Origin of the sequence: Mycolicibacter senuensis (assembly GCF_003284925.1) — a bacterium.
Classification (GTDB): Bacteria; Actinomycetota; Actinomycetes; order Mycobacteriales; family Mycobacteriaceae; genus Mycobacterium; species Mycobacterium algericum_A.
Genome location: NZ_QMEX01000001.1, coordinates 83,007 through 104,820 on the forward strand (window position 1 = coordinate 83,007; position 21,814 = coordinate 104,820).

The window sequence follows — 21,814 nt, forward strand, 5'->3', positions numbered from 1 at the left end:
CGTAGGCGCCCCGATCAGCGCCCCCTCGACGACCAACAAACACACCGCGCCCAGCGAAGCCGCTACCCCCACGACTCATGCGCACCACGACCCGGCCCGGCAAGGCCAGCTCCACGAAAATCCCGACGCCGCTCACTGGTCTACCTTCCTGAGGTCATCGCTTCTGGATGAAGCGTTGATGCACCCGAGGTGCCACCAGGTCACTGCCCTGCTCGCTTGACGCGGTTGATGTCCAGCATGAGATCTGCAGGGCTTGGTGGTTGCCCGGGACGTGTCGACCGTCGATAGGGCTGAGCGCCAACGCCGAGACTGGCTGCGAGCGCCGATCAGTGAGCGAACCGGCAACCACGTCCCGGCGCCCGCGGCACCGGAAAAGACGGGTGCCTCCCCACTGGGTCTAGCAGCGAGGAGGCTGACATGAAGTCTGCCAGCAACACCCCGAACGACGCCACCGCGACTGACATCGCTCTGCCACCAGAGCCGCCCGGCGGTGTGACCGCCGGCCTGGACTGGGCCCGAGATGATCACGCCGTCAGCGTGGTCGATGACCGCGGCCGCGAACTGACCCGCACCACCGTGGACCACACTGCGGCCGGTCTGCGCGAACTCATCGCGTTCCTGAGCCGGCACGGGGCCGGTGAGGTCGCCATCGAACGGCCCGACGGACCTGTCGTCGACGCGCTGCTCGACGCTGGCCTGACGGTGGTCGTGATCTCCCCTAACCAGGTCAAGAACCTGCGCGGCCGCTACGGCTCGGTCGGCAACAAAGACGACCGCTTCGACGCCTACGTCCTGGCCGACACCTTGCGCACCGACCGCCCCCGATTGCGGGCCCTGGTCCCCGACACCGACGCCACCATTGCGCTGCGGCGCGCCTGCCGGGCCCGCAAAGACCTGGTGAATCACCGTGTGGCCGTTGCCAATCAGCTCCGCGCACACCTGCGCAACGTGCTGCCCGCCGCCGTCGGTCTGTTCCAACACATCGATTCGCTGATCAGCTTGGCGTTTCTGACCCGGTTCGACACCCAGGACAAGATCGACTGGCTGAGCGCCAAACGGCTCGGCGACTGGCTGTCCAAGCAGGGCTACTCCGGCAAGGCCGACCCCGCCGTGCTGCACCAACGCATCCTGGCCGCCCCCCACGGAGCCTGCGGCGCCCACGGCACGGCCCAGGCCCACATCACCGCCAGCTACGTCGCACTGCTGGACACCCTGGCCGCACAAATCAAAGCGCTCTCGACCCAGATCGAGGCGCAACTGTACGCCCACGCCGACGCCCACATCTTCACCTCGCTGCCACGCGCTGGCCGTGTCCGCGCCGCACGTCTGCTCGCCGAGATCGGGGACTGCCGTGCCCGATTCCCGAACCCCGAATCGCTGACGTGTCTGGCCGGCGCCGCGCCTTCGACCCGCCAGTCCGGCAAATCTCGCGTCGTCGGATTTCGCTGGGCTTGCGACAAACAGCTCCGCGACGCCGTCACCGACTTCGTCGCCGACACCCGTTTGGTCAACCCCTGGGCCGCCGACCTCTACGACAGAGCCCGCGCCCGCGGACACGACCACCCCCACGCCGTGCGCATCCTCGCCCGCGCCTGGCTGCACGTCATCTGGCACTGCTGGCAAGACCACCTCGCCTACAACCCCGACAAACACCGAGCGCTCCAGAAAACCCTCACCCAAAAAGGGGCGGCTTGACATAGGGCTTCTCATGCCACGTCCCAGACCAGATCGGGATAGGCCGTCGCACACCGCATGCACAACACGGCACCGTCGACACTGAGATGCGCGCAGCACGAACACCGTTGCCCGTCGGAGACCGCGGCAGCATCCAAATCGACACCGGCGCCGAACCCGCTAAACACCGCACACCTGCCGAACGGACACACCGCAGACCAAAGCTGCAGGCACAGAACGCAACCGCCAAACAAAAGCGAACATGTCGACCCCCCCGCGACTCGCAGCCGAGCCGTGGCAAGCCCGGCGCACCGGGTCCGCAACCCCCCTGGTCACCGCCCGCGCGCCCTGATCGTAGAAGGCACCCCCGACAGACTCAGCTCGCCGAACGACACGCCCGGTCATGACGCCACCCGCTTCAGCAAGACGCCGCCAGATGGCCCACCGGCGCCGGCGCCCACAGTGGCGGCCCAGTACACCCTGCGATCCCCGGCCGGGCGAGATCGCTCAACTAGCCCGTCCGCAACCAGGCGCTGCAGGTGCGGGTGGATGTCGTGGCCAGTACGGGGCCGCTCGATGACGTGCCAACTGCCGTGGCACTCCAGGACGTTCCACGGTGTGGCCTGCCCCTCGGGATGGCAAGACGCGCAGCCGGAACGAACGCTGTGGACATGCCACGGAGCCAACTGCGCCAGCGCGTTGGTGCTCAGCACCGCGCCATCGGCGGCAAGTGCCGCCAACAGGTGCTCACGCATCTGGGTCCCGTCGACACGGGACCCGCGCACATGGCTGTCAGGCGCCCCGAGCCGGGATGCGGCCGAAGCAATCGATCGAGGTTGGGGGCACGGGATCGCCGCCGAAGACTCCCCCATCCGGCGGCGTCCCGTACCTGAGCCGTTCACCGGTCCCCTCCCCCGGTGAACGACGCACTCATGGCGCGCGGCAGCTGCTGCGACTCACCCAGCTCGCGCGCTGTGGCTCGGGCGAACACCGCCGAGATCTCCTTCGCAGTGCGGCCAGGGGCGTCGTTATAGGCGTAGAGGTCTCCCCCAGGCAGGACCTTCCGGGTCGCGCGGACCACGGTGGCAAAGGCCACGGCCCGTCCGCGCACCGACCAGGAGCGCTTCACACATTCGTAGATGTCGAAGTCCTCACGGTCCCAGAAGTTCGTTGCGATGATCGCGGCCCCGGCCAGGATCTGGACCAGATCGCTGTAGTGCTGTTCGCCGGCCGGCTGAACGGGCGGCTCGACGGTGGGGGCGCTCATCCGACTCGCCTCACAGGCAGCTGCGCCGGGGCGGCGTCGACGGTGTGGCCCGGCCGGAGCTTGCGACGTTCCCGCTCCGAGAGCCCGCCCCAGATACCGAAGCGCTCGTCGTTGTCCAGGGCGTGGTTGAGGCATTCCTGGCGAACCGGGCATGCCCGGCAGATCCGCTTGGCTGCGCTGGTGGCACCACCCTTTTCAGGGAAGAACATCTCGGGGTCAGACTGATGGCACAGGGCTTGTTCCTGCCAGCTGTTGCGGGCCTTCTCAGCCAAGGCGGCCAAGACACGCGGCGTCGCGGTGAGCCGGTAGGTGTCGATGAGTTCAATGACGGTCTGCGGGGCGATCCGCACGTCGAGGGCGATGCCGCCGTCGAGCGTGTCGCGGACGTTGACCGAGAGTTCACGCAGAGTGTCGAAGAGATCGGTGGCCGTTCGACCGGGCAGGTGCTCGAACTTCTCGGGCACATCACGCAGGACGATCCAGTTGCCGACCAGAAGGACGTTGGGGCGTACGGTCTGGGCCGTCGGCAGCTTGTGGACGTTGGACCTGGATGCGCTGGTGGACCTGCCTACCGTGTTGGACTGCGATGTTGCGATACGATCGGATTTGTCTGGCAAAGACACGATTCCCTCCTTAGGGAAGTCCGGTCGAGGTGGCACTCGATCGGAGAAAGCGGTTCGTACAGGCCCCCGGTGAACCCCCCTTCGCCGGGGGCCTGTCGATTTCACGGGCCCAGTCCAGGTCGCCTGCCAACTTTCGTGGCCGGTCTGGGACTGGTGGTTTTCACCTCCCGGAAAGTTCAGGAACCCAGCGGCTTTGGGGGGCCAGGTTCACGAATACGTCCGTCTGAACGCTGACAGTAACGACTGGACGGTCCCCCGTCAACCATTTGAAGGGCATTGCGCCAAAGTAGACGCCACTGCGGTCTACGCGGCGGACGTAATCAAGCGCACGGCACCAGACAAAGCCCAACTGATCGTCGGCGAATCGCCGACAAATACCTGCATATATGTCCTGCTAGACGCCACAACCGGACAAACCTGCCCGGGTATCCTCAAAGTTATGACCGCATCAGCCGACGGCAACGTCCGACTGCGCGCGGCCCGGGAAAGTATCGGCCTCGGCTCGCAGACAGCCTTCGTCAAAGCACTGAACGCCACAGCAGAAAAACTCGGCTACCAACTCACCGTCACCACCCGAACCGTCAGCCGCTGGGAATCAACCGACCCGCCGTGGCCGCACTCCCCCCACATCAAAGCCCTGGAAGAACTATTCGGTCGCCCCCTCACCGAGCTCGGCTTCACCCCCAGAAAGACCACCAACCCCGACAACCCGGTCAAGGCCCGCCGGCCACTACGCCTCAATGCCTCACGCCGGATCCACCACGACCTACCGGACTCCGTCGCCGACGACTACGCCCAGCTCACTGCGTGCTACCGCCGCCTCTACGGCGTACTGCCGGTCAACCCCCTGCAACACGCAGCCAACAACCACAGCCAGCTCGGCCTCGACATACTCGACGCCGTCTCCCCCACAACGCGCACCGCCCTGGCCGACTCCGTCGCCGAGGCCTGCCTCATCTCCGGACGCATCGCCCTATTCGACCGCCACGACCCCGAAGAGGCTCACACCCACTTCATCTGGGCACTCGAATGCGCCCAAGAGGCCACCAACGACGCCCTTGGCGCCGCCGTCCTCGGCCACATGGCCCTCGGCCCCGCCGCCTCCGACGACCCCAACCGCGCCGACGAGGCCCGAGACCACGTCCGCGCCGCCCGAGCATTCGCCAAACGAGCAGAGACACCCGTAGTCCTGGGCGCCTGGATCGATGCGGTAGACGCTGAAGTCGAAACCAGGCTGGGAAACACCACCCGCGCACTACAACTCATCCGCCGAGCCGAGGAAACCTTCGACCCCACAGCCCCAACCCCGGACTGGCTGGACTGGTTCTCCCCCGCTCAACTCAACGGCTTCAAAGGCAACGCGCTACTGGCCGCCGGCCACAGCAACGAGGCCCGCCTCACCCTCGAACGCGTCCTGACCGAGCTGCCGGCCACCGCACACAAACAACGCGCCATCACCTACGCAGATCTCGGCGCCGCCGCCGCCGTCCTCAAAGAACCCGAGAAGGCCTGCTACATGTTGGTCTGCGCCCTTGATGAACTCGCACTGACCTGGTACGCCACAGCAATGGCACGCATCAAAGCCGTCAGAACCGAATTACGCCCCTGGGAGGGCACGCCCGCCGTGCGCAGCCTCGACGAGCGCCTTTACGACTGGACCTCGACCATTAACGCACTCACATGAGCCCCACCGGATGGGCAGGATCCGAGATCATCCGGGCCCGCCGCCTCGAACTCGACCTGACCCAGGCCAAGGTCTCCGAGGCAGCGGGACTACTGCTGCGCCAGTACCAGCGCTTCGAACGAGGCGAACGCGAACCCTCACTGAGCACCGCGCGGGCCCTCGCTGAAGCCCTCGACCTGCCACTTTCAGAACTGGCAGGCCAAACGGACGCCATACCGACAACCACCACGGCCGCCCCCGCCAGCGCGGTCGCCGAAGCGATCCAGAACCGCCGGCGCCGCATCGGCCTCACCCAACTGACCGTCGCCACCACCGCCGGCCTCGAGATCGATCAGTACCAACGCTACGAATCCGGCACCGAAGAACTGACCCTGGCCGCGGCCACGGCTATCGCGACCGCCCTTGACATGCCACTGCCGGAACTAGCCGGCACAGTCCCCCGCCCCGTCGACCTCAACGGCCAGTGGTGGGCCAGCTGGCAAGGCGCACAAGGCCCCGCCAACAGCATCGACACCCACACTGTCGCCATCCTGCAAGCCGGCGATCGCATCCTGCTCGACTCGGGCTGGCGCGGAGAACTACAGATGTGGAACAACGAAGTCCTCATCGGCTGGTACCGCCCACCCGTACCCGTGACCCGAACCCGTCAAGGCGTCTTCTTGTGGCTGCCAACCCACGAGAACTACCTCTTCGGCCGATGGAACGGTGTCAGCGCCAACAACACGGTCATCTCCGGTTGGTGCGCCCTGGCCCCCGGCGAAGACGAGTCCCGCCAACTCGCCGACAACCTCGTCAGCGGAAAACTCCAACCCCGCCCGACCTTGCGCCTGCCTGGCCTCAGCAACTGGGGCTGACCGCGCGGCGCGTACGGCGGTGGCACCCACTGTGGCCTGCAGAAACCCGTCAGGCGTGCCGCCAAGCTCCGAAACAGTCTCAGCTAGATAGACGACACCGCGCAGGCCACTCGACGCGTCACAGAGCCACACAGGCCGCAAAAACGACGTCGGCCGTCACCGAGGCTTCGGGCGGCCGGGTAAAAGCCCAGGTCAGCGCGCGAGAAGGGACGGAAGCGTGCCAGGCCCCCTCGAAGACCCCAGATCTAAAACCGGCCCACGGGATGCCACCTACCCCACCGAGAAACGAACCCGAGGGAGCCGGCAGAGCCCACCCGCCCGGCCAGCACCCGAGGGCCCGCGTCAGGCAAGCCGGGACAGGTCAAGTCAGCGTTACGCCAACGTGATTGGCCACCAAGCCAACCCGCGCGGCACAACGTCAGCAGCAGTCAGTACCGATGCACTCATCCGCCGCGACTGCCATCCCGGGAGCCGAAACCGTGCACTGACCAAAGATCCCGACCAACGCACTAGACACGCTGACCACGGCCAGGCAACCCCGATCAGCGCCCACACCATGCCCCGTGTGGACAGCAAACAGAGCGCAAAGCAACCCCTGTAACCCAATCGATACCGCCACTATCAAGGCACTCGACTCGGGCCGGTACCACAGTGAAACTTCCGCAGTAGATGATCACCAACCCCTGAACACGGTTGCGTCGATAAGCGCCTACTCGACGTGAAATCAGCGGCACCTATCAGGCAGGTGTGGACCCGCAAACGCGCGCAGAGAGTGCCCCGAAAACGGTTAATGCGTGAGCGGCTAGCCGGTGAACCAAACGTGCACAGTGCGGTCAGGGCGGCGGAGCCCCGGCATCTCAAGCGCGCCTAATTGCATCAATGAGGCGCGGCAGTCGAGGACGACGAAGGGCTGATGCCGGGGCGGTGCCGCTACGTCGCTTCGGCCATAAAGACGCCCCAATCCAGAGATCGGAAACCCAGAAACGGAAGCACTGAAAGAGGGCCAGATCGCGGCAGGGACAGGGTCACCAGCGATGCGAGCCGGCGAGGCGAATTTGGGGTCGCAGTCCAGATTGCCTGGCACCACGGACACGTCGGCGGATCGCAGAGTCCACCCAGTGAGTACACGACGCGACACGCCACGCCGGGTCACCGCAGCGGTGCCCACAGCTATCCACTATCCCCTACCCTGGAAGTCGAGAAAGTGCTGGTAAAGGCCTATGGACCAGGGGTAACGACATGCGGCAACCGGCGGACCACTGGGAAGGGCCCACGGCGGACCAGACCAGTGGCCACCAGCTGGGTAACGCGCCTGCCCCTGCGGAACTACAAGCGGCGCGAACAGGGCTAACCAAGACGTCCGGCAAAGCCTCACGGAACACCCGAGTCAATACACATGGCGCGACCATGCCGCAGGGGCCATGTATCGCGCATGAGAACGCGGGAGGCCAAACGCAAAGACCCGCTATTGCAAACACCCCAGGTGACGGGCTACGCCAAGCGCATGACCAAGCGCATGGACAAGCGCATGACAACACTACAGGCGCAGCGACAGAAGGAGTGCGAGCGCACACGCATGGCAGCGCGGTAGGCAGGACGGCAGCAAACAGGCGACAGCAGCCGCGAGCAAGTACGCGAGGCACAGCAGCACGGCAGGCGGTCGGGACGCCGCAGGTGACCCCGCATGGCCAGACGGAAAGCACACCGGGTGGCACGCCACGACTACAAGCGGACGAACGCACGGGACGACAGGGGTGGGGGATAACGAGGTGGCACGAGGCGCGCCAACCGCAGGGCAACAAACACGGCCATGCAAGAGGCCACGCGGCGCGCCAGCAGGCATGGGTAGCGGCAGGAGACGGGGGAGGGAACACGTAAGGCACCGGGTAGGACGCGCCGCACGAGCAGCCGCGGTAGCAGACGCGACGTCAGCCGGAATGGCACACACGACGCCACGCGGCATACACAGCGCGAGGACAAACCACGCGACACGCCGATGACAAGGCCCGAGACAAAGGGTTGCGGCCGTTACGATTGCCGACATGACAGAGTCGCTTCTGCCCCCCACGATCCTCATCGGCAGCCAGAAGGGTGGCGTCGGAAAGTCCTCGATAGTGGCCAACGTGGGGATCTCCATTGCCCGCCGTGGCCGTCGCGTCCTGCTCGTCGACGCTGACCAGCAAGGCGATCTCAGCGTCGAGAACGTCGGCGTCCCCGAAGATGCCTGGGACAAGGGTCGAAACCTCGCCTCAGCGCTGCAATACGGCGCGAAACTCGAGCCTTACCGCAACGCGCGCCCTAATCTCGACATCGTCATGGGGGGCGCCAGCCTGGCCCTGGTGTCATCCCAGGAGGACTTGACCGCCGACGCCGGCATCGACGTCGCCGAGAACCTCCGCCTCGCCCTGCAGGACCTGTGCGAACGCGAGCGCTACGACATCGTGATCGTCGACTCCGGCCACGGCAACATCATGCTGCTCCTAGCGCTACTGCAGGTTTGCACCTACCTGGTCGTCCCGACCCGGGAGGACATGGCATCCATCAAGGGCGTGCAGCGCCTCGCCACCTCGTACGCTCGCGCTAAGTCCCGCGGCTCCCAGATCTCCCTGCTCGGCGTCGCGCTTTTCCAGGTCAACCCGCGGGCGACGGCCCGCAACAGCGTGATCACCAAGCAGATCAGCGAGATGCTCGACGGGTCCGACGTCGAACCCTTTACCGCCGCGATCCGCCACGCACCCGGCCCAGCCCTGGCCGAACGACACCGACACATGGCAGCCGAGGAACTTGTCGCGCAAGCCGACAAGGACAAATCCGAGCTTCTGGAGGCCCTCCGGGAAGGCCGCAGCGAGGACATTCCGCGACTGCACGCCGCCGACCCGATCGCCGTCGCGAACGACTACCAGAACCTGACGCGGGAGATCCTGCTCCGCGTCCAAGCCACGCTTGCTGCCAACGCGAGCTGAAAGAGGGAGTGACACATCATGGCCAGCAAGATGAAGGGCGTCTTCAGCTCACAGCTCGACGGTGATCTCGACGACCTCCTGCCGAAGATCCCCGTCCCAACCGCCGCGGCCAAGCCGGCCGCCGCAAACAAGCCGGCTGAAGCCGCCCCCACGCCGTCCACCCCGACTGAGGCGGCACCGTCGGCGCCTGTGGCGCCCGCAGCAACCACCGGGGGAGTGCAGCGCCCACGCCGCCGGCGCGCCACCGGCAGCACCCCGACCGCCGAAGTCGCCCCCGAGGTCTACAAGGCACTCCGGAGGTTCACCAGCCGCGAGAAGGCCCGCGACCCCATCACAGCCCGGAAGTACGCCGAGGTCGTGCTCGACGCCATCGAGCACAGCCAGGAGGAGTTGTCGACCTTCTGGAAGCAGCCGGAGGCCGCAGCGGCTGGGGGAGGGCTGTTCTCCCGCCAGCCCGCGGCCCCGGTGCGTCGCCGCCGGCACTCTGAACCGCCCGGCCGTGTTCCCCTCACCGGCCTCAACCCCGCCGATGCCGCGATCCTCGAGAACCTGATCGAGGAGTGGCAGGCACCGTCGCGGTCTGCGCTCGTGGAGCAGGCCCTGCGGCTCTACGAGCCTCTGTGGCCCGCTGCTCGACGCAGCCGGCGTGGTGCCGCTGCTGACGGGGATGACGACCTCGACGACGAGAGCTCGCTAGTCAGCGCCTAGCTGATCACGTGCGGGCCACACAGGCATGTGGCGTCACGTGACGAAACCTAGCGTGACGAGCAGCGCCAAGCCTGCCATGAAGCGCGACTACGCAAACCGGTGGGATGCACCAAACTGCATTTCCATGCCCCCGCCGCGCTGGTTGATCAACTGATGAAACCAGGCACAAAACAGGCCACAGTGAGGCGTCCAGCCACGGACCGGCACAGCGGGGGATAGGCGCGCCCGCGCCCCACCCGGAGAACGCAACCCAAACCACCGTCCATTCCCGCCGCACCGGCCGAGCCGTGCGCACCCTCTGGGTGGCACCGCGCACGCAACAGCGGCGCGACTGCCTGTGCGGCAGCCCGGCGACGCAACCCGATACCCGGCTTGCCGCATTGAGACGGGGGAGAGGCTCTGGTGGGACCGGCGTCAATTACTCGCCGGAGTTACCGGGCAACATGCGCGCCCGCCGGCGTGGCAGCAAACGCCCGGGAGTCCCCGCCTACGGCGCCTCCCATTAGCCGCCCCGTACAGCTGGTCGACCGACGCACTGGCCACCGCCGGCAACCGTCGGCACATTCCTGGAAGCGATCCCTCAGCAGGCGTCGACGGCCTCAGTCCCGCTGAGCCCTGCCCTAGGTCGACACGCGGCAGCTAGCTCCCGCTCCCGATACACGCCTGGCCGCCCGGGGCGGGGTGAGGCCCTTTCAGGGGCGTACAGGGGCCTAGAAATGGCGTTGATGGGGCCGTGGCAACGTCGATGCCACAGTGGCAGTGGTTAACGCCAGGACCAGCCCCCGACCCCGACGAGGTTAACCACGAGACTATTCCCGCGGACTCATCGGAACACACACAGAAACCCGCAGGTCACTGTGTCTGTAACTGTGCCGACGGGCACCCGATCGTCGCCCGTATAACCCCCCGACCCGCCCCACAATGGGCCGAGCGAGCCCCCCGGGCACGGCCCGCATACCCCCCTACGCGCCCCCCTGCCTGGACGCTGACGCGGCCCGCACTGGACCCCGCCCCATTCCGGGCCGCCATCTCGCCTGAACCGGGCCGCCAGCAGACAAAGACCAAAACCCGTCATCCTGCAACCACCCAACCCCACAACCAACAAGCGCCAATGCACCAGCCGCGACGTCACGAACAACACCACCCGCCAACCGCGCACAGCCCCGATCTTCACGACCACCACCGCCAGACGGCCTGCATCACGATGAACAGAGGAGCCGAACACCTACCAGACCTCGACTGCAAACCCATTCCGCGCCAACTCCCACACGAATGAAACAGCGACGCACCAAAAGCCGGATGACAATCACCGGCAAATACCGCAAGTCAACCGAGCAATACGCCCCGCTATCCCACGGCAAACCAAAGCGCCGCCAGGCCCAGAGCCTTCAACAAGCCAGAAGCGTCAGTCCGGCCAAGGCGTCCGGGCCGTGGCACGGGTCCTGGTGAGAAGTCCGCCAAACGCGTTGAAGCGCCTGCGAAAGTGAGCCCGTCCGGGTGTCACAGCACCGGTGGCGCCAGTGGGTCCTGCCATGCTCAGGCCATGATCAGAACTCTTCGGTTCGAACATGAAGGCACGGCCTACCGGGCTGAAGTCGACGACAACAACGACAGTGAATCTTCCGACACCGTCGAGGTCTACGGCCCCGACGACAGGTTGATATCCGACTACGACACATGCGAACACACCGACGAAGCTGTGATCGCTGAGGCCAGGAACGAAATCCGGTGACGGCGCAGACGATCGTCATCTTCACCGACGGCGCCTGCCGCGGGAACCCGGGCCCAGGCGGCTGGGGCGCCGTCCTACGCTTCGGCACACACGAACGGCAGATCTACGGCGGCGAGAAATCCACCACCAACAACCGCATGGAGCTCCTGGCCGCCATCATGGCCCTCGAAGCGATCACCACCCCGCACGCAGTGCAGCTGTGGACCGACAGCCAATACGTGCGCAACGGAATCACCACCTGGCTCCCCGGCTGGAAACGCAAGGGCTGGAAAACCGCCACCGGCCAACCGGTCAAGAACATCGACCTCTGGCAACGCCTCGACAACGCCGCAGCCCAATACGACGTCGACTGGCGCTGGGTCAAAGGACACAACGGGCACGAAGGCAACGAACTGGCCGACACCCTGGCAACCCGCGGCGCCTACGAATTCGGGGGAGCCGCCGAACCAACAGGACCACCCCGGCGCCGCCGCCGGCCAACCCAGAGCAGGAGCAGAGCATGAAAAACTTCAAGGTGGGCGATCTCGTCCAGCTCGACCACGAGTACAGAGTCATGGGCAACCCGAGCCTGTTCAGGATCCGCAGCATCACCGCGGGCAAAGCACTACTCGGCCAACTGTCCGACCGAACCGACGGCTACATCGGCATCGACACCGAAGTGGACCTCAGCGACCCCGAACTGGTCGCCCCCTACCCAGAGGTTCTGGCCATGTACCCACGGGCGGCCGCGGCCCAGCAATGATGAACATCAGCATTGCGGCCGGGACACAGTGCTCCGCCCCGGGCTGCACCCTCACCTACGCCGGAGACCCCGATGCCTTCGTGGCTGAAGGCTGGGGACTCATGCCCGTCGACGGCCACGCCTTCTGCCCGGAACACGGTGCCACCCCGGAAGTCCTAGCCATCCTCCGCGCGCAGGCCGACGACGACCTCAACATCCAGACTGAGCGGCCGTGCCAAAACTGCGGCGACGAATGCCTCATCTTGTCGTCGAGAGACTGGTGCGATCTTGTCGTCGAGAGACTGGTGCGACGGGTGCGAAGAGGCAGGCTGAAATCCCACGCCTGGAGAGAGGGCCACTTATCGGCCCTGGCCGTTATTCTTGCCGACGTGAGCATCGTCGCCCAACCCGCGGCCACCACCCTCAAGGCCTGAACAACCCACCACAGGAGCAGACATGACGACCGGATGGTGCGACACCCGCGATACCCACGACGGTGGATACGAACACACCCGGCAACCCACCTGCCGCAACTTCATCTCTGACGCCGAACACACCGACCAGCTGGTCGCTCAGGCCCACGAACACGACCGCAAAACGCAGATCCTCTACCCGAGCGGAGCGACCGACCCCGCAGCGGACTACGTCGCCCAGCACCGCCCGTACTGAAGACCGCCAGCACCACACCTGACAACAGGCACCTAGCTGTCGGCCGCGATATAGGCCCAGATAATGCCGCCAAGCCAGGAAAAGATCCAGAGGAAGAACCCAGCTCCGAAGGTCAAGAACCCGATGACCAAGATCACCAGATTCACTCCGATCATCACCAGCGCTCCTGGGACGGTGGCATAGAGCATGCCCAGGGGCCCGAAGAGACCGGCGAGCAACGCGGCTATCCCCGGGTTCTTAACGACCGAGACGTTCACAACGGCTGGCGGGTAGTGGTAGGGGTAGTGGGGGTCGTCTCCCGGTCGTGGGTACGTCATGCGGCGTCCAACTCCCCTCGAGATAAGCAGCTCAGGAAGGCCGCGGTGAGCGAATAGTAGCGTCAGCGACAGGGTTCCCGGCGGATTTTATGTGACCCGCTCAAGCGGTTCCCCGGGTTCAAAATGGCCTGCACCCGGGTGGTGGCCGGGAATAGTGAATTGCCTGCGACTCAGAACAAATCGTCAATCAGATCGCGGGATCGTTGCGGAACATCAACACCGGGAAAGAAGCGCTCGACGATCGCCCACACCTCCGCTGCCGACGTAATACCCAGGTATCCCACCAAGAACCGCAGATCCTCGGCATCTCGAACCGCACGGGCCGCGAGCGTCTTCATCGCCAGCAGGTGATCAGCGGGGGTGGCCACGACTTGAAGGTGCGGGTGGTCGAAGACCCGGATGCCCTCCCCAGGGGACCTGGCGACGTAGACGGCAGCCTGGTTGTTCAGCCAACTGGCCGGCCAGTGGTTTTCGTCAGCCACCTCATGGATCGCAGCGATCATCGGGCCGTCAGGCCCAAAGAGCGCGTCGATGTCGCGGGTCGCCAGACGATCAGGGTCGTACGCCAGCAGCATCGCGGCGCCACCAACAACGTGAACATGACCAACGATGTTGCGACGCTGAAGCTTCAAGGCCAGTGCGGCGAAGGCCCGGTGAAGCTCGGAGACGTCGAACAACGGCTCAGGCATCACAGGGACTCCGTCGTGAGAGAGGTCATGACGATCAAGATAAATTCCCCTACGCCGAAACGACGCCGGCGTCCACAACAAGGCGTGTCGACGAGCAGACGGTAAGGGAGACACCCACCAGGCCCGAGAGAGGAACCGGTCCAGCGTCACCGTCCACAACGGCCCAGGCAATCCAAACCGGCAAGAAACGTACTCGGCCGCCGCGGCAAGCAGCGCGTCGAAGCGTGGGTCCCCGATCAATGCCGGCTCAGCCGAACCGAGAGCTACCGCGCGGGGACCGGCTTCATCAGCGCCGCGGCAGAATTCGAAAAACACCCGGAGGCGATTCGCGTCATCGGGGATACCAGCGATTGCCGCAGCCGCCTCGGACAAAGTCAACGAAGTGCCCGCAGGGGTGAGGTCGGTTCGAGCGCCTTGGCGGCGGCGAACAGCCAAGATGTCGCTTGCCGGATACCCAGAGACGCGGGGGATGCGACGCTCGGCCAGTAGGGCGCGTGCCCGTGCTGGCGTGACGCCCCAGTGCTGAGCCGCCTGGGTTGAACTCCACAGCTCCACCCCCCCAACATACGCGCAAAACGCGCGGAAGTTACGGGGCGACCCCTTCAGTGAGGTCGAGCACCACGCCCGCAGCCCACTTGTATTCAGCGGATCCGCTCAATCCTGCTGATACTGCCGCTGACCACCCACTGATCGTCGCCATCGCCAGCACCGTCTTCGACCACGACACGGAACACACCGCCGACCGCCGGCCAGGCATCCACACGGCTGATCCGATAGCGGCCCTCATCGCCATCCAACTCACCTCGGTTGAGGTTGACGACGTACGTGCGGTCCTGCGTCGCTACCCGCCACACGCCGCGAGTGTCAGGCGCCAACGCGTCGACAGTCTCCCCGATGAGCCCGTACCCGCCGGCGATCGCGCAGGCCGCGCACAGTGTGCGCAAGTAACTGAGAGGGCTGGCATGCAACGCACCAGGTACACCGCACTCTTCGCAGCAACTCGCGCAACGCTTCTCGGCTGCGGCGACCAGCGAGTTCATCTGCGCCCGCAACTCGGTCCGTGCAGTGCTGAAGTAGTAGCGCAGTCCAGCGAACTTCTCTTTGCACTGGTGCAGCTCATAGTCGGGATCGATCGCCGCCAACTGCTGATCGAGTTCGACGATGATCGGGTACCAGCCGGGGCCGGTGCTGATCCAGCGACCCCACCCATCTGGGATCCGGAGGATGATTCGCCGCAACGGGTCCGCATGCTCGCCCGCATCATCCGGGATGTGCAGCTTGTCCACGGTTGTCTTCGGATCTAGCCGCGAAATTGCCTGCAGCAGCTGGCCGGCGGCAGCTCGGCGCTCGTCGGCATCACCGGACTCGAATGCCGCGCCAAGCTCGCTGGAGGCCGCGCGAGCGGCGCGGTAACGCGCCCGCTCTGCCTCGGTCAGTTCCTCGGGGTCGCCGCCAATGGCCACATCCCTGAGTGTGTCACCGCTCGGCGACAAGGAAGGAGGAGCCCGTAATTTCCCCACGTGGCACATTTCAGTGAGACAGTGCCTGGCATGCAGGACCAGTACCGCCATCACCAGCAGCGCTCAGAGGGAGAAGCCGTGCAGGCGTGGGTAACACTGTTAGTCGGCAGTCTCGGCGCGCTCGGGGTGATCATCACCTGGCAGCAGAAGAACCGGGCCGACCGGCGCAGCGAATGGTGGCGCCGAACTGCATGGTCGTTCGAGCGCACCTTCAGTGCAGACGAGGGACAAGCCGAACTCGGCTGGAAAGCCCTGACGATGCTGATGCGCTCTACACTGGCCACCAAGGATGACTCCGACATGGTGCAGGTCATCGCGGAGCAGCGGGCATTGAGCCTAATTGGCCAGGAGGACGACGATGGCGGTTCGGAGACCACCGGCGCCGAGGGAACCCAGACAGACCCCGCCTAGTCTGCGAGTCGCCCGTGCGGCTGCCCAAGCCGCAGTGGCCGCGAGCAAGAAGACCGGGCGGCCGGTAGACCCGAGGGTCAAGGAACTAGCAGAGTCCGGGCGGTAATCCCACTCGAGGGGGATAGCAGTGCGAACGTGGTGGCCGATACCAGCGTTCTTGCTCGCAGCTGCGCCCGGTATAGCCGGAGGGAGCCTGCAGCGCTCCCACGGCGCCGGTTCCGAGCCAGGCCTGACGCTCACACACGTAAGTGCAGCGCTTCTCGTGTTCGCCGTGGCAGCCTCCGCCGCCTGGCTAATTGCACGCCGGACCGGCTGCAGGGCACTCATCACTGCCACCGACGGCCTGACGACCTTCCCGATCGCCGGCCCGTACGCGACTGCGCGCGAGGCTCGCATAGACCTGCCGAGGGTTCGTGAGCAGTTCGACCCAGCTGGCCGTTATCGCTGGGACGTTGCGACTACGTCCGACGAGACGGTGGTCGGTGTGGCGAACGCTGAATGCCGTCCGCGGAGCGCGCACGTGCCCGGCGGCGCTTGAAGCGGTGCCCGTAGGCACCGCCAGGGACCGTCGACTCGGGACGGCCGGCAGCCTCGCAGTGCACTCTCTCCGCTCGGCGGTAGCAGGGGGCGTCGTTGAGGTGCCCCGGCGAGTATCGCAGCAACCGAAATGTCGGTATCAACTGCAAAGCTCATCAACAAGAACCACGCTCGAGCAATACGAGGGATGAAAGGCGGAGCGAAACCATGACCGCAACGGTCTCAATGGGAGGCGTCCGCGTCATGTGGGTAGGTGCTGCTGCCGAGCGCATGGATCAACGAACGCCGTGGTGGCGGCAGGCGCTCACCCCATCGTCGACGAATTCCCCCCTGCCTGCGCCGAAGCTGCGCTCGTCAGCCCTTCAGGCACCCACAATCGGGGACAAAGTCGATGAAGTAGTGACCGACCCGGCGAGCCGAGCAACCAGCTTGGGCGTCGATGTCACATGGCCTGGAGAAGAACCGTCAAGGCTGGAGTTCAGGGGTACTGACAACGGGCCGGTCTGGATGTTCAGCGCCGGGCTCGGCTGGGTCATCGATACGTACGTGACCTGGCCGAACCTGTTCGGCGCCCTGTCGCCAGAGTGGGTACGAAGGTTTTTCGGGTACGGCACCTGGACCGCGCACGAGATCGTGGCGATTCGACAGGTAACCCCAAATGTTGTGATGTGCTTGGCGAATGGCTTCGACATCGCCAACCGGCATGGCGAAATCCATCCTGAATGGATCGGCTTCGCGCGGGTGAGCGATACATCCGTGGCGCTACTGCAAGGCAACTTCGACGAGAAAGATACGGCCGCGGCGCTGATGCAAGGCCACTTCGGCGAAACCGATGAGCTGCGGCCCCGGCGTGGGGACCTCTATGGGCTCATCGCAACCTATGACCTACGGCGATTCGCGCCCGAATTCGGCGTGCAATGGGTGAGGAATTTCCTTGGCGACACACGGGGGGTTCAGGAGTAGTGAGGCGAAGATGAGCACATCCGGTAGTGGTGACGAGATCACCGACGAGGATCTTCGACAGGTTGTGTTCGGCGACCTCGAAGTGCCAAGTGATGCTGTGGTTGGCGAGTGGGTGAGGACACCCCATGGAATTCTGCGGGATCTGACCTTCTCACCAATCTACGAGGAGCCCGGCGTCGGGACAGTAGAACTCCTCGGCCAGCAAGCACAGAACGGGGAGATCCGGTATGGGGTGCGGATTAACGTAAACGGTGACGTTTCAACGGAGTTGGCGAGCTTAATAAGGGCAGCGATCGCCGACACCGTGAGCAACGCCGAAAGCCTCAACGGAGAAAGTGCGCCGTAAGCGGACGGACCTGAGCGTGGCAAGCATTCTGCCGCGTGTCGGGCATTGAACCGCTGACCGCTAGAACCGTGTGAAAGACCTACCGAACGCACGCCAAGGCAACTACAGCTGCCCGACCGTCGTTATGGTTCAGGTATGCCCAGCTGCACATTCTGGATACAGCCGATGCCGGCACTGCCGTGAGCGGGGGGACACCACCGCGGCCGTGGGTGCAGACGGTGCCGCCAGGCCACATCACCATGCCGGTCAACGAGGTTGTCGCGCTAGCTGATGCCATCCTCGAGTACGCACCGGCACCCCTGCCGACCAAGCTAAGACGCACGCTGGCCGAAGCCGTCTATCGGTGCGCCGGAGTCCCAGACGCATACGAGAACCCGGACTGGCTGCGGCTGCGTGACCAGATTCTCGCGCCAGGGGTTGATCCCCTTTTGACCGTGCTCGGGCAGGTACTTCCGCCCGTAGCGGCAGCAGCAAGGAAGTCACCAAACCCTGTCGTAGATCAAGCATTAGCCGAATTAGGTGAGCTACCGGAAACGATTCTCGCACTCGGCCGCAACGGGCCGATACCGCCGATGATGGAGCGCGAACTCATCTCCACCATGAAGCGGATCCTTCAACGAGTCCAGGGCCAGTACCCCCCAGCGCCCTGAGCGCCCCCAAACGACAGTTGCAACGGCCTCGATGGGCGGGCGGGGCCTCAGTTGCCGCCGAATGTGAAGCCGAGCTGTCCGTCCACGCCGCCGGGCTGCTGATCCTGGTCTGCCTCCGCGTAGTTGGGTCTGCGCTGTACGTCGTTGGCATTGTGGCCAGGCCAGGTCACTCCGGCGGCGGCGAGGTCGGCGTAGCTCGCAACCGGTTTGGCCAGGATGGCGTCGAGCAGCGCGGCCTGTGCGGGCTCCCCCTCGACGAGGCGACTGAGGACCGACAGCAGGTCGATGAGCTCGCCGTTCCACTCCGTCGGCCAGGTCGTGGCGTTGATGTCGTCCAAGGGGCTGGTCCTGCGCCCGGTCGGGTTCGCTTTGCGGTAGTTGAACCAGGACTTGAGGACTTCACGGCCCCCGACAGTGTAGTCCCAAACCGACTGTGGGACAGGGCCGAATGAGCCGCCGCCGAGGTGGATGGTGGCGGTATCGGGGTCGTAGGTCATTGCTGACGGCATGGCGTTGACAGCGGTCAGGTTGGTGATGCGGCGCGAGTCGCCGGCGGGGTATCGGACGTCGCTGCCGTGGGTGTCGGTGAACCGTTCGGCGTAGGTGTGCAGCCAGATCACATGGCGACCGATCTCGATGGCCTGCTGGAACAGGTTGGGGTCGGTAGTGATCGGAATGCGGATTCCCGGAGTTTCCAGTTCGTCGGTGAAGTGTTCGGTGAATCCGGGGTGCGCGGTGACGCCGGCGATGTAGGCGAGTAGATCGTGCGCCGATAGTTCGCGTTCACTGATCGTCGAGAGTGCCCCAAGGAGTCCTTTGGCCAGGTTTGGTCGGCCAGCGGGATGCAGCAGCGGCAGTGTTCGGCCACCTCGTCCGTTGAAGTGGTGGGCATCGGGGATCAGCGCAGAGAACACCGTTCCGGGGCCATCGCTGATGGGCTCTGCGTGCTGCTCGACAGTGAACACCTGCCCTGGGACGCGGGCCGCCCACAGCGGTGGGCGGGCCTGATCGAGCAGTCGACTGTCGGCGACGATCCATTGCCTATCGAACGATCGTGAACCGTACCGGGCGATGTGTGCGCCAGCGGCGTAGCGCAGGGTTTCCGCGGTGAACGGTCGGTCGGTCGTCTGCTCGGTGTCTGCAGACAGCGGCGCGTTGGTGGACGAGAGACTGCGGTCGCGTGTTGCTTTGAACAGCACGGCTTTGCGTGCCGGGTCCGACTCGGAGATGAGTCGTCGTAGCCGTTCCTTGAGGACGGTGGGCGTGGGGGCACTCGGCCAGTTGCGGTTGGCGGTAACTCCTGTGCTGCTCCACGGCATCAGGTCGTTGAGCGCCGGGTAGTCGTCCCACTGCGACCGGGCGGCGGGCGTGAACGGGGCCTGCCAGGTGGTGCGCGTCGGATGCCACTGCATGTCGTCGACGTTCAGCTTGGCCAGGGCGTCGTACTTCTCGGCACGGGGACCGTGCACGGCGGTGTAGTGAATCTGAGCGGGAATCTGCGGATCGCAGTCCGGCGTTCGCGTGAAAATGGCGATCGCCAGGGGCTGCTGCACGCCGGGGAAAATTCGGGTGGCAACGTCAGGTCGTTGTCCTTCGGGTGAGACGTCGATGATCCAGCCTTCGGTGGTGTTACGACGCAGATATTCGCGCATCCCTTTGAATCCGGGGCCGCGCAGGTAGCCCGATGTGGTGATGTAGCAGACGATTCCGGTGTCGCCGTTGGACTGGGCTTTGTTGGCGTCGAAGACTTTCCAGGTGCCCCAACGCCAGAAGTAGACGTACAGGTTCTTCAGGTTGAATTCGTGGCGGCCGTTTCCTTCGGCCCGGAAATCGTCGAGCGGCTTGTAGGGATCGGCGCCGCTACCCCGCTCAACCCAGCCACCCATTCCCTCGGCACGTTCATGATAGGGCGGATTGCCAATTACCACAGTCACTTTCGTCTTCGCTTTGACGCGGGCTGCGCGCTTGCGGGAGCGGCTGATCAGCTCCAGCCCGGAGCCCAGTTGGGTCTGCTCCGCGTAGGGATCGTCGAGGGTGTCGGTGACGAACAGGCCGAGTCCTCTGGGTGGCAGGGTGGCACCGATATCAGCGAGCAGGTCGGTGGCGCGCAGCTCGGCGACGGCGAACGGCCCCATCTGCAGTTCGAAGCCGTAGAGCCGGGTAGCCAGGTCGGTCACCGCGCCGGCGACAGCGCCCTTGCCGTCGCGGGCCTCGACGCGTTCAGCGACGTGCTCGATGACCTGCTGGAGATACCCACCGGTGCCCATCGCAGGGTCGGCGATCACCACCGAGGGGTCGGCGAACCCCTCGGGCCGGTCCAGTCGTTGGACGAGAACGTCTTCGGAAAGGCGCACCATCTGCTCGACGACCTGGTGCGGTGTGTAGTAGGAACCGGAGAGCTTACGCAGCTCTGGATCATATTCGCTGAGGAACCGTTCGTAGAGGTGCAGATATGTATCGCGGTTTCCGGCACGGACTTTCGGCCAGTCGACCGCGCCGATCACGCGTACCAGCAAGTCCAGTGTTACCCGGAAGTCAGCGGCAACGTAGTCGGTGAGCAGCTGCAGGGCACGTGACATCAGGGAGTGCTGCCCGGCTAGCTTGGTGCCAACCTCGTGCAGACTGCCGGCGGCAACAAGGTCGATGTTCTCGGTGCGGGCCAGCAGCAGGGCGAAGGTGACGGCCTGGGCGTACCCGTCGGCGAAGACGTCATCGGTGGCAGTGGGAAACAACAGGGCGCGCCAGTCGCGGGCCAGGCCGTGGAACGGCTGGTCGGCTTCTTTGGCGCCGGCCGCGATCGCGCGGGTTTCTTGGGCGAGCTGGTCGAGGACTTCCCCGCGCAGGAGCCGACACAGCGGTGCGACCTCGCGAACGAGTGTGACGACGCCGGTGATGTCGACCGGGTCCCACCGCAGAAAGTCAGTCAGGAGGACCTCGAAGTCGTCCCCGCAGGTGAGTTTCGTCCCGGCGGTACGCAGTGCGCCACCGGCCAGGTGGACAGGCTCTCCGACTGGGTCGCCGTGGTGGTAGAGCCGCCATTCGGTCCCGTTGGTGTAGATCAAGTTTGGGAAGTCGCGTTGGCGTTCCCATTGGCGCTTGTTGTGGCCGGTGAACGATTCGGGGTCCAGATTCGCCCCCGGTTTCTTGACCTCCAGGTAGCCGGTGATCGCACCGTCGACCCGGATCGCGTAATCCGGGCGGACACCGCGGTCTTTATCGCTGACTTCGTCGTGAGGAACGACTGTCAGCGACAGGTTCTGGCCGGCGGCGGCGAGCAGTTCTTCAATGGGGGCTCGGATCGCGGCCTCGGCTTCTCCTGGGCCGGCCAATTTCTTCTTGCAGACATCACCGAGTGCTGATGTCGCGTCGACGATCCACTGCGCAGGCATGCGTCCTCACAAGTCATTCCAAGCATCTGAGGACATCAAACACTGCTGTCCGTACAGGGCCGGGTATTTCTGGACTCTGGAGCGCCGGCAGATGCCA

The 21,814-nt window shown here is 65.3% G+C and carries 21 protein-coding genes; 14 read left to right on the forward strand and 7 right to left on the reverse strand.

Annotation, left to right across the window (positions count from 1 at the left end):
- The first annotated feature begins 417 nt into the window (after window positions 1–417).
- Window positions 418–1,695, forward strand: coding sequence for an IS110 family RNA-guided transposase (locus DQP56_RS00455; protein ID WP_112683161.1), 1,278 nt, complete (start codon window positions 418–420; stop codon window positions 1,693–1,695).
- Between the two features lie 380 nt (window positions 1,696–2,075).
- Here the strand turns inward: DQP56_RS00455 and DQP56_RS00460 are convergent, their stop codons facing one another.
- The 3 genes from DQP56_RS00460 to DQP56_RS00470 form a co-directional block, all read right to left on the reverse strand.
- On the reverse strand, window positions 2,076–2,429 hold the full coding sequence (locus DQP56_RS00460) for a hypothetical protein (RefSeq protein ID WP_133055993.1): 354 nt from the start codon (window positions 2,427–2,429) through the stop codon (window positions 2,076–2,078).
- 143 nt (window positions 2,430–2,572) lie between these two features.
- Window positions 2,573–2,941 (reverse strand): DUF6197 family protein, encoded by a 369-nt coding sequence (locus DQP56_RS00465; protein ID WP_085266309.1) that lies wholly within the window; start codon window positions 2,939–2,941, stop codon window positions 2,573–2,575.
- Complete coding sequence (locus DQP56_RS00470; RefSeq protein WP_420094308.1) at window positions 2,938–3,258, reverse strand: WhiB family transcriptional regulator; 321 nt, start codon at window positions 3,256–3,258, stop codon at window positions 2,938–2,940. The genes DQP56_RS00465 and DQP56_RS00470 overlap by 4 nt, the downstream gene beginning before the upstream one ends.
- A gap of 745 nt (window positions 3,259–4,003) precedes the next feature.
- Between DQP56_RS00470 and DQP56_RS00475 the strand changes: the two genes are divergently transcribed.
- The 9 genes from DQP56_RS00475 (at window position 4,004) to DQP56_RS00515 (ending at window position 12,895) form a co-directional block, all read left to right on the forward strand.
- Window positions 4,004–5,248, forward strand: coding sequence for a helix-turn-helix domain-containing protein (locus tag DQP56_RS00475; RefSeq protein ID WP_085266308.1), 1,245 nt, complete (start codon window positions 4,004–4,006; stop codon window positions 5,246–5,248).
- The gene (locus DQP56_RS00480; protein ID WP_085266307.1) at window positions 5,245–6,102 is read left to right on the forward strand and encodes a helix-turn-helix domain-containing protein; all 858 of its coding nucleotides are present in this window, start codon (window positions 5,245–5,247) and stop codon (window positions 6,100–6,102) included. The genes DQP56_RS00475 and DQP56_RS00480 overlap by 4 nt, the downstream gene beginning before the upstream one ends.
- A 2,042-nt stretch (window positions 6,103–8,144) precedes the next feature.
- Window positions 8,145–9,065 (forward strand): ParA family protein, encoded by a 921-nt coding sequence (locus DQP56_RS00485; protein WP_085266306.1) that lies wholly within the window; start codon window positions 8,145–8,147, stop codon window positions 9,063–9,065.
- A gap of 18 nt (window positions 9,066–9,083) precedes the next feature.
- On the forward strand, window positions 9,084–9,773 hold the full coding sequence (locus DQP56_RS00490; RefSeq protein WP_085266305.1) for a hypothetical protein: 690 nt from the start codon (window positions 9,084–9,086) through the stop codon (window positions 9,771–9,773).
- Between the two features lie 1,543 nt (window positions 9,774–11,316).
- On the forward strand, window positions 11,317–11,505 hold the full coding sequence (locus DQP56_RS00495; RefSeq protein WP_085266196.1) for a hypothetical protein: 189 nt from the start codon (window positions 11,317–11,319) through the stop codon (window positions 11,503–11,505).
- Window positions 11,506–11,522: 17 nt separating this feature from the next.
- Window positions 11,523–12,008 (forward strand): ribonuclease HI, encoded by a 486-nt coding sequence (gene rnhA / locus DQP56_RS00500; protein ID WP_085266203.1) that lies wholly within the window; start codon window positions 11,523–11,525, stop codon window positions 12,006–12,008.
- On the forward strand, window positions 12,005–12,247 hold the full coding sequence (locus DQP56_RS00505) for a hypothetical protein (protein WP_085266195.1): 243 nt from the start codon (window positions 12,005–12,007) through the stop codon (window positions 12,245–12,247). The genes rnhA and DQP56_RS00505 overlap by 4 nt, the downstream gene beginning before the upstream one ends.
- Complete coding sequence (locus DQP56_RS00510) at window positions 12,244–12,660, forward strand: hypothetical protein (protein WP_085266194.1); 417 nt, start codon at window positions 12,244–12,246, stop codon at window positions 12,658–12,660. Before DQP56_RS00505 ends, DQP56_RS00510 begins: the two co-directional genes overlap by 4 nt.
- Window positions 12,661–12,682: 22 nt before the next feature.
- A complete protein-coding gene (locus DQP56_RS00515; protein ID WP_085266193.1) occupies window positions 12,683–12,895 on the forward strand; it encodes a hypothetical protein in 213 nt (70 codons plus the stop codon).
- A gap of 32 nt (window positions 12,896–12,927) precedes the next feature.
- Here the strand turns inward: DQP56_RS00515 and DQP56_RS00520 are convergent, their stop codons facing one another.
- The 3 genes from DQP56_RS00520 to DQP56_RS00530 form a co-directional block, all read right to left on the reverse strand.
- Entirely contained in the window at window positions 12,928–13,212 is a 285-nt protein-coding gene (locus DQP56_RS00520) for a Sec62 family protein translocation protein (RefSeq protein WP_085266192.1), read from the reverse strand.
- 170 nt (window positions 13,213–13,382) lie between these two features.
- Window positions 13,383–14,507: a hypothetical protein gene (locus DQP56_RS25710; RefSeq protein ID WP_337339807.1), complete on the reverse strand. Its 1,125-nt coding sequence runs from the start codon at window positions 14,505–14,507 to the stop codon at window positions 13,383–13,385.
- 35 nt (window positions 14,508–14,542) lie between these two features.
- Window positions 14,543–15,364, reverse strand: a complete 822-nt coding sequence (locus DQP56_RS00530; RefSeq protein ID WP_205868755.1) for a hypothetical protein — start codon at window positions 15,362–15,364, stop codon at window positions 14,543–14,545.
- Between the two features lie 87 nt (window positions 15,365–15,451).
- On the opposite strand from DQP56_RS00530, the gene DQP56_RS00535 reads away from it, so the two are divergent.
- The 4 genes from DQP56_RS00535 to DQP56_RS24360 all read left to right on the forward strand — a co-directional run bounded on the left by DQP56_RS00535 (window position 15,452) and on the right by DQP56_RS24360 (window position 18,328).
- Window positions 15,452–15,832, forward strand: coding sequence for a hypothetical protein (locus tag DQP56_RS00535; RefSeq protein WP_085266190.1), 381 nt, complete (start codon window positions 15,452–15,454; stop codon window positions 15,830–15,832).
- 744 nt (window positions 15,833–16,576) lie between these two features.
- Entirely contained in the window at window positions 16,577–17,332 is a 756-nt protein-coding gene (locus DQP56_RS24355) for a hypothetical protein (protein ID WP_133055984.1), read from the forward strand.
- Window positions 17,333–17,342: 10 nt separating this feature from the next.
- Entirely contained in the window at window positions 17,343–17,678 is a 336-nt protein-coding gene (locus tag DQP56_RS00550) for a hypothetical protein (protein WP_085266188.1), read from the forward strand.
- Between the two features lie 239 nt (window positions 17,679–17,917).
- Entirely contained in the window at window positions 17,918–18,328 is a 411-nt protein-coding gene (locus tag DQP56_RS24360; RefSeq protein WP_133055983.1) for a hypothetical protein, read from the forward strand.
- Between the two features lie 47 nt (window positions 18,329–18,375).
- Here the strand turns inward: DQP56_RS24360 and DQP56_RS00555 are convergent, their stop codons facing one another.
- The gene (locus DQP56_RS00555) at window positions 18,376–21,717 is read right to left on the reverse strand and encodes a type ISP restriction/modification enzyme (protein ID WP_085266187.1); all 3,342 of its coding nucleotides are present in this window, start codon (window positions 21,715–21,717) and stop codon (window positions 18,376–18,378) included.
- Window positions 21,718–21,814 lie beyond the last annotated feature (97 nt).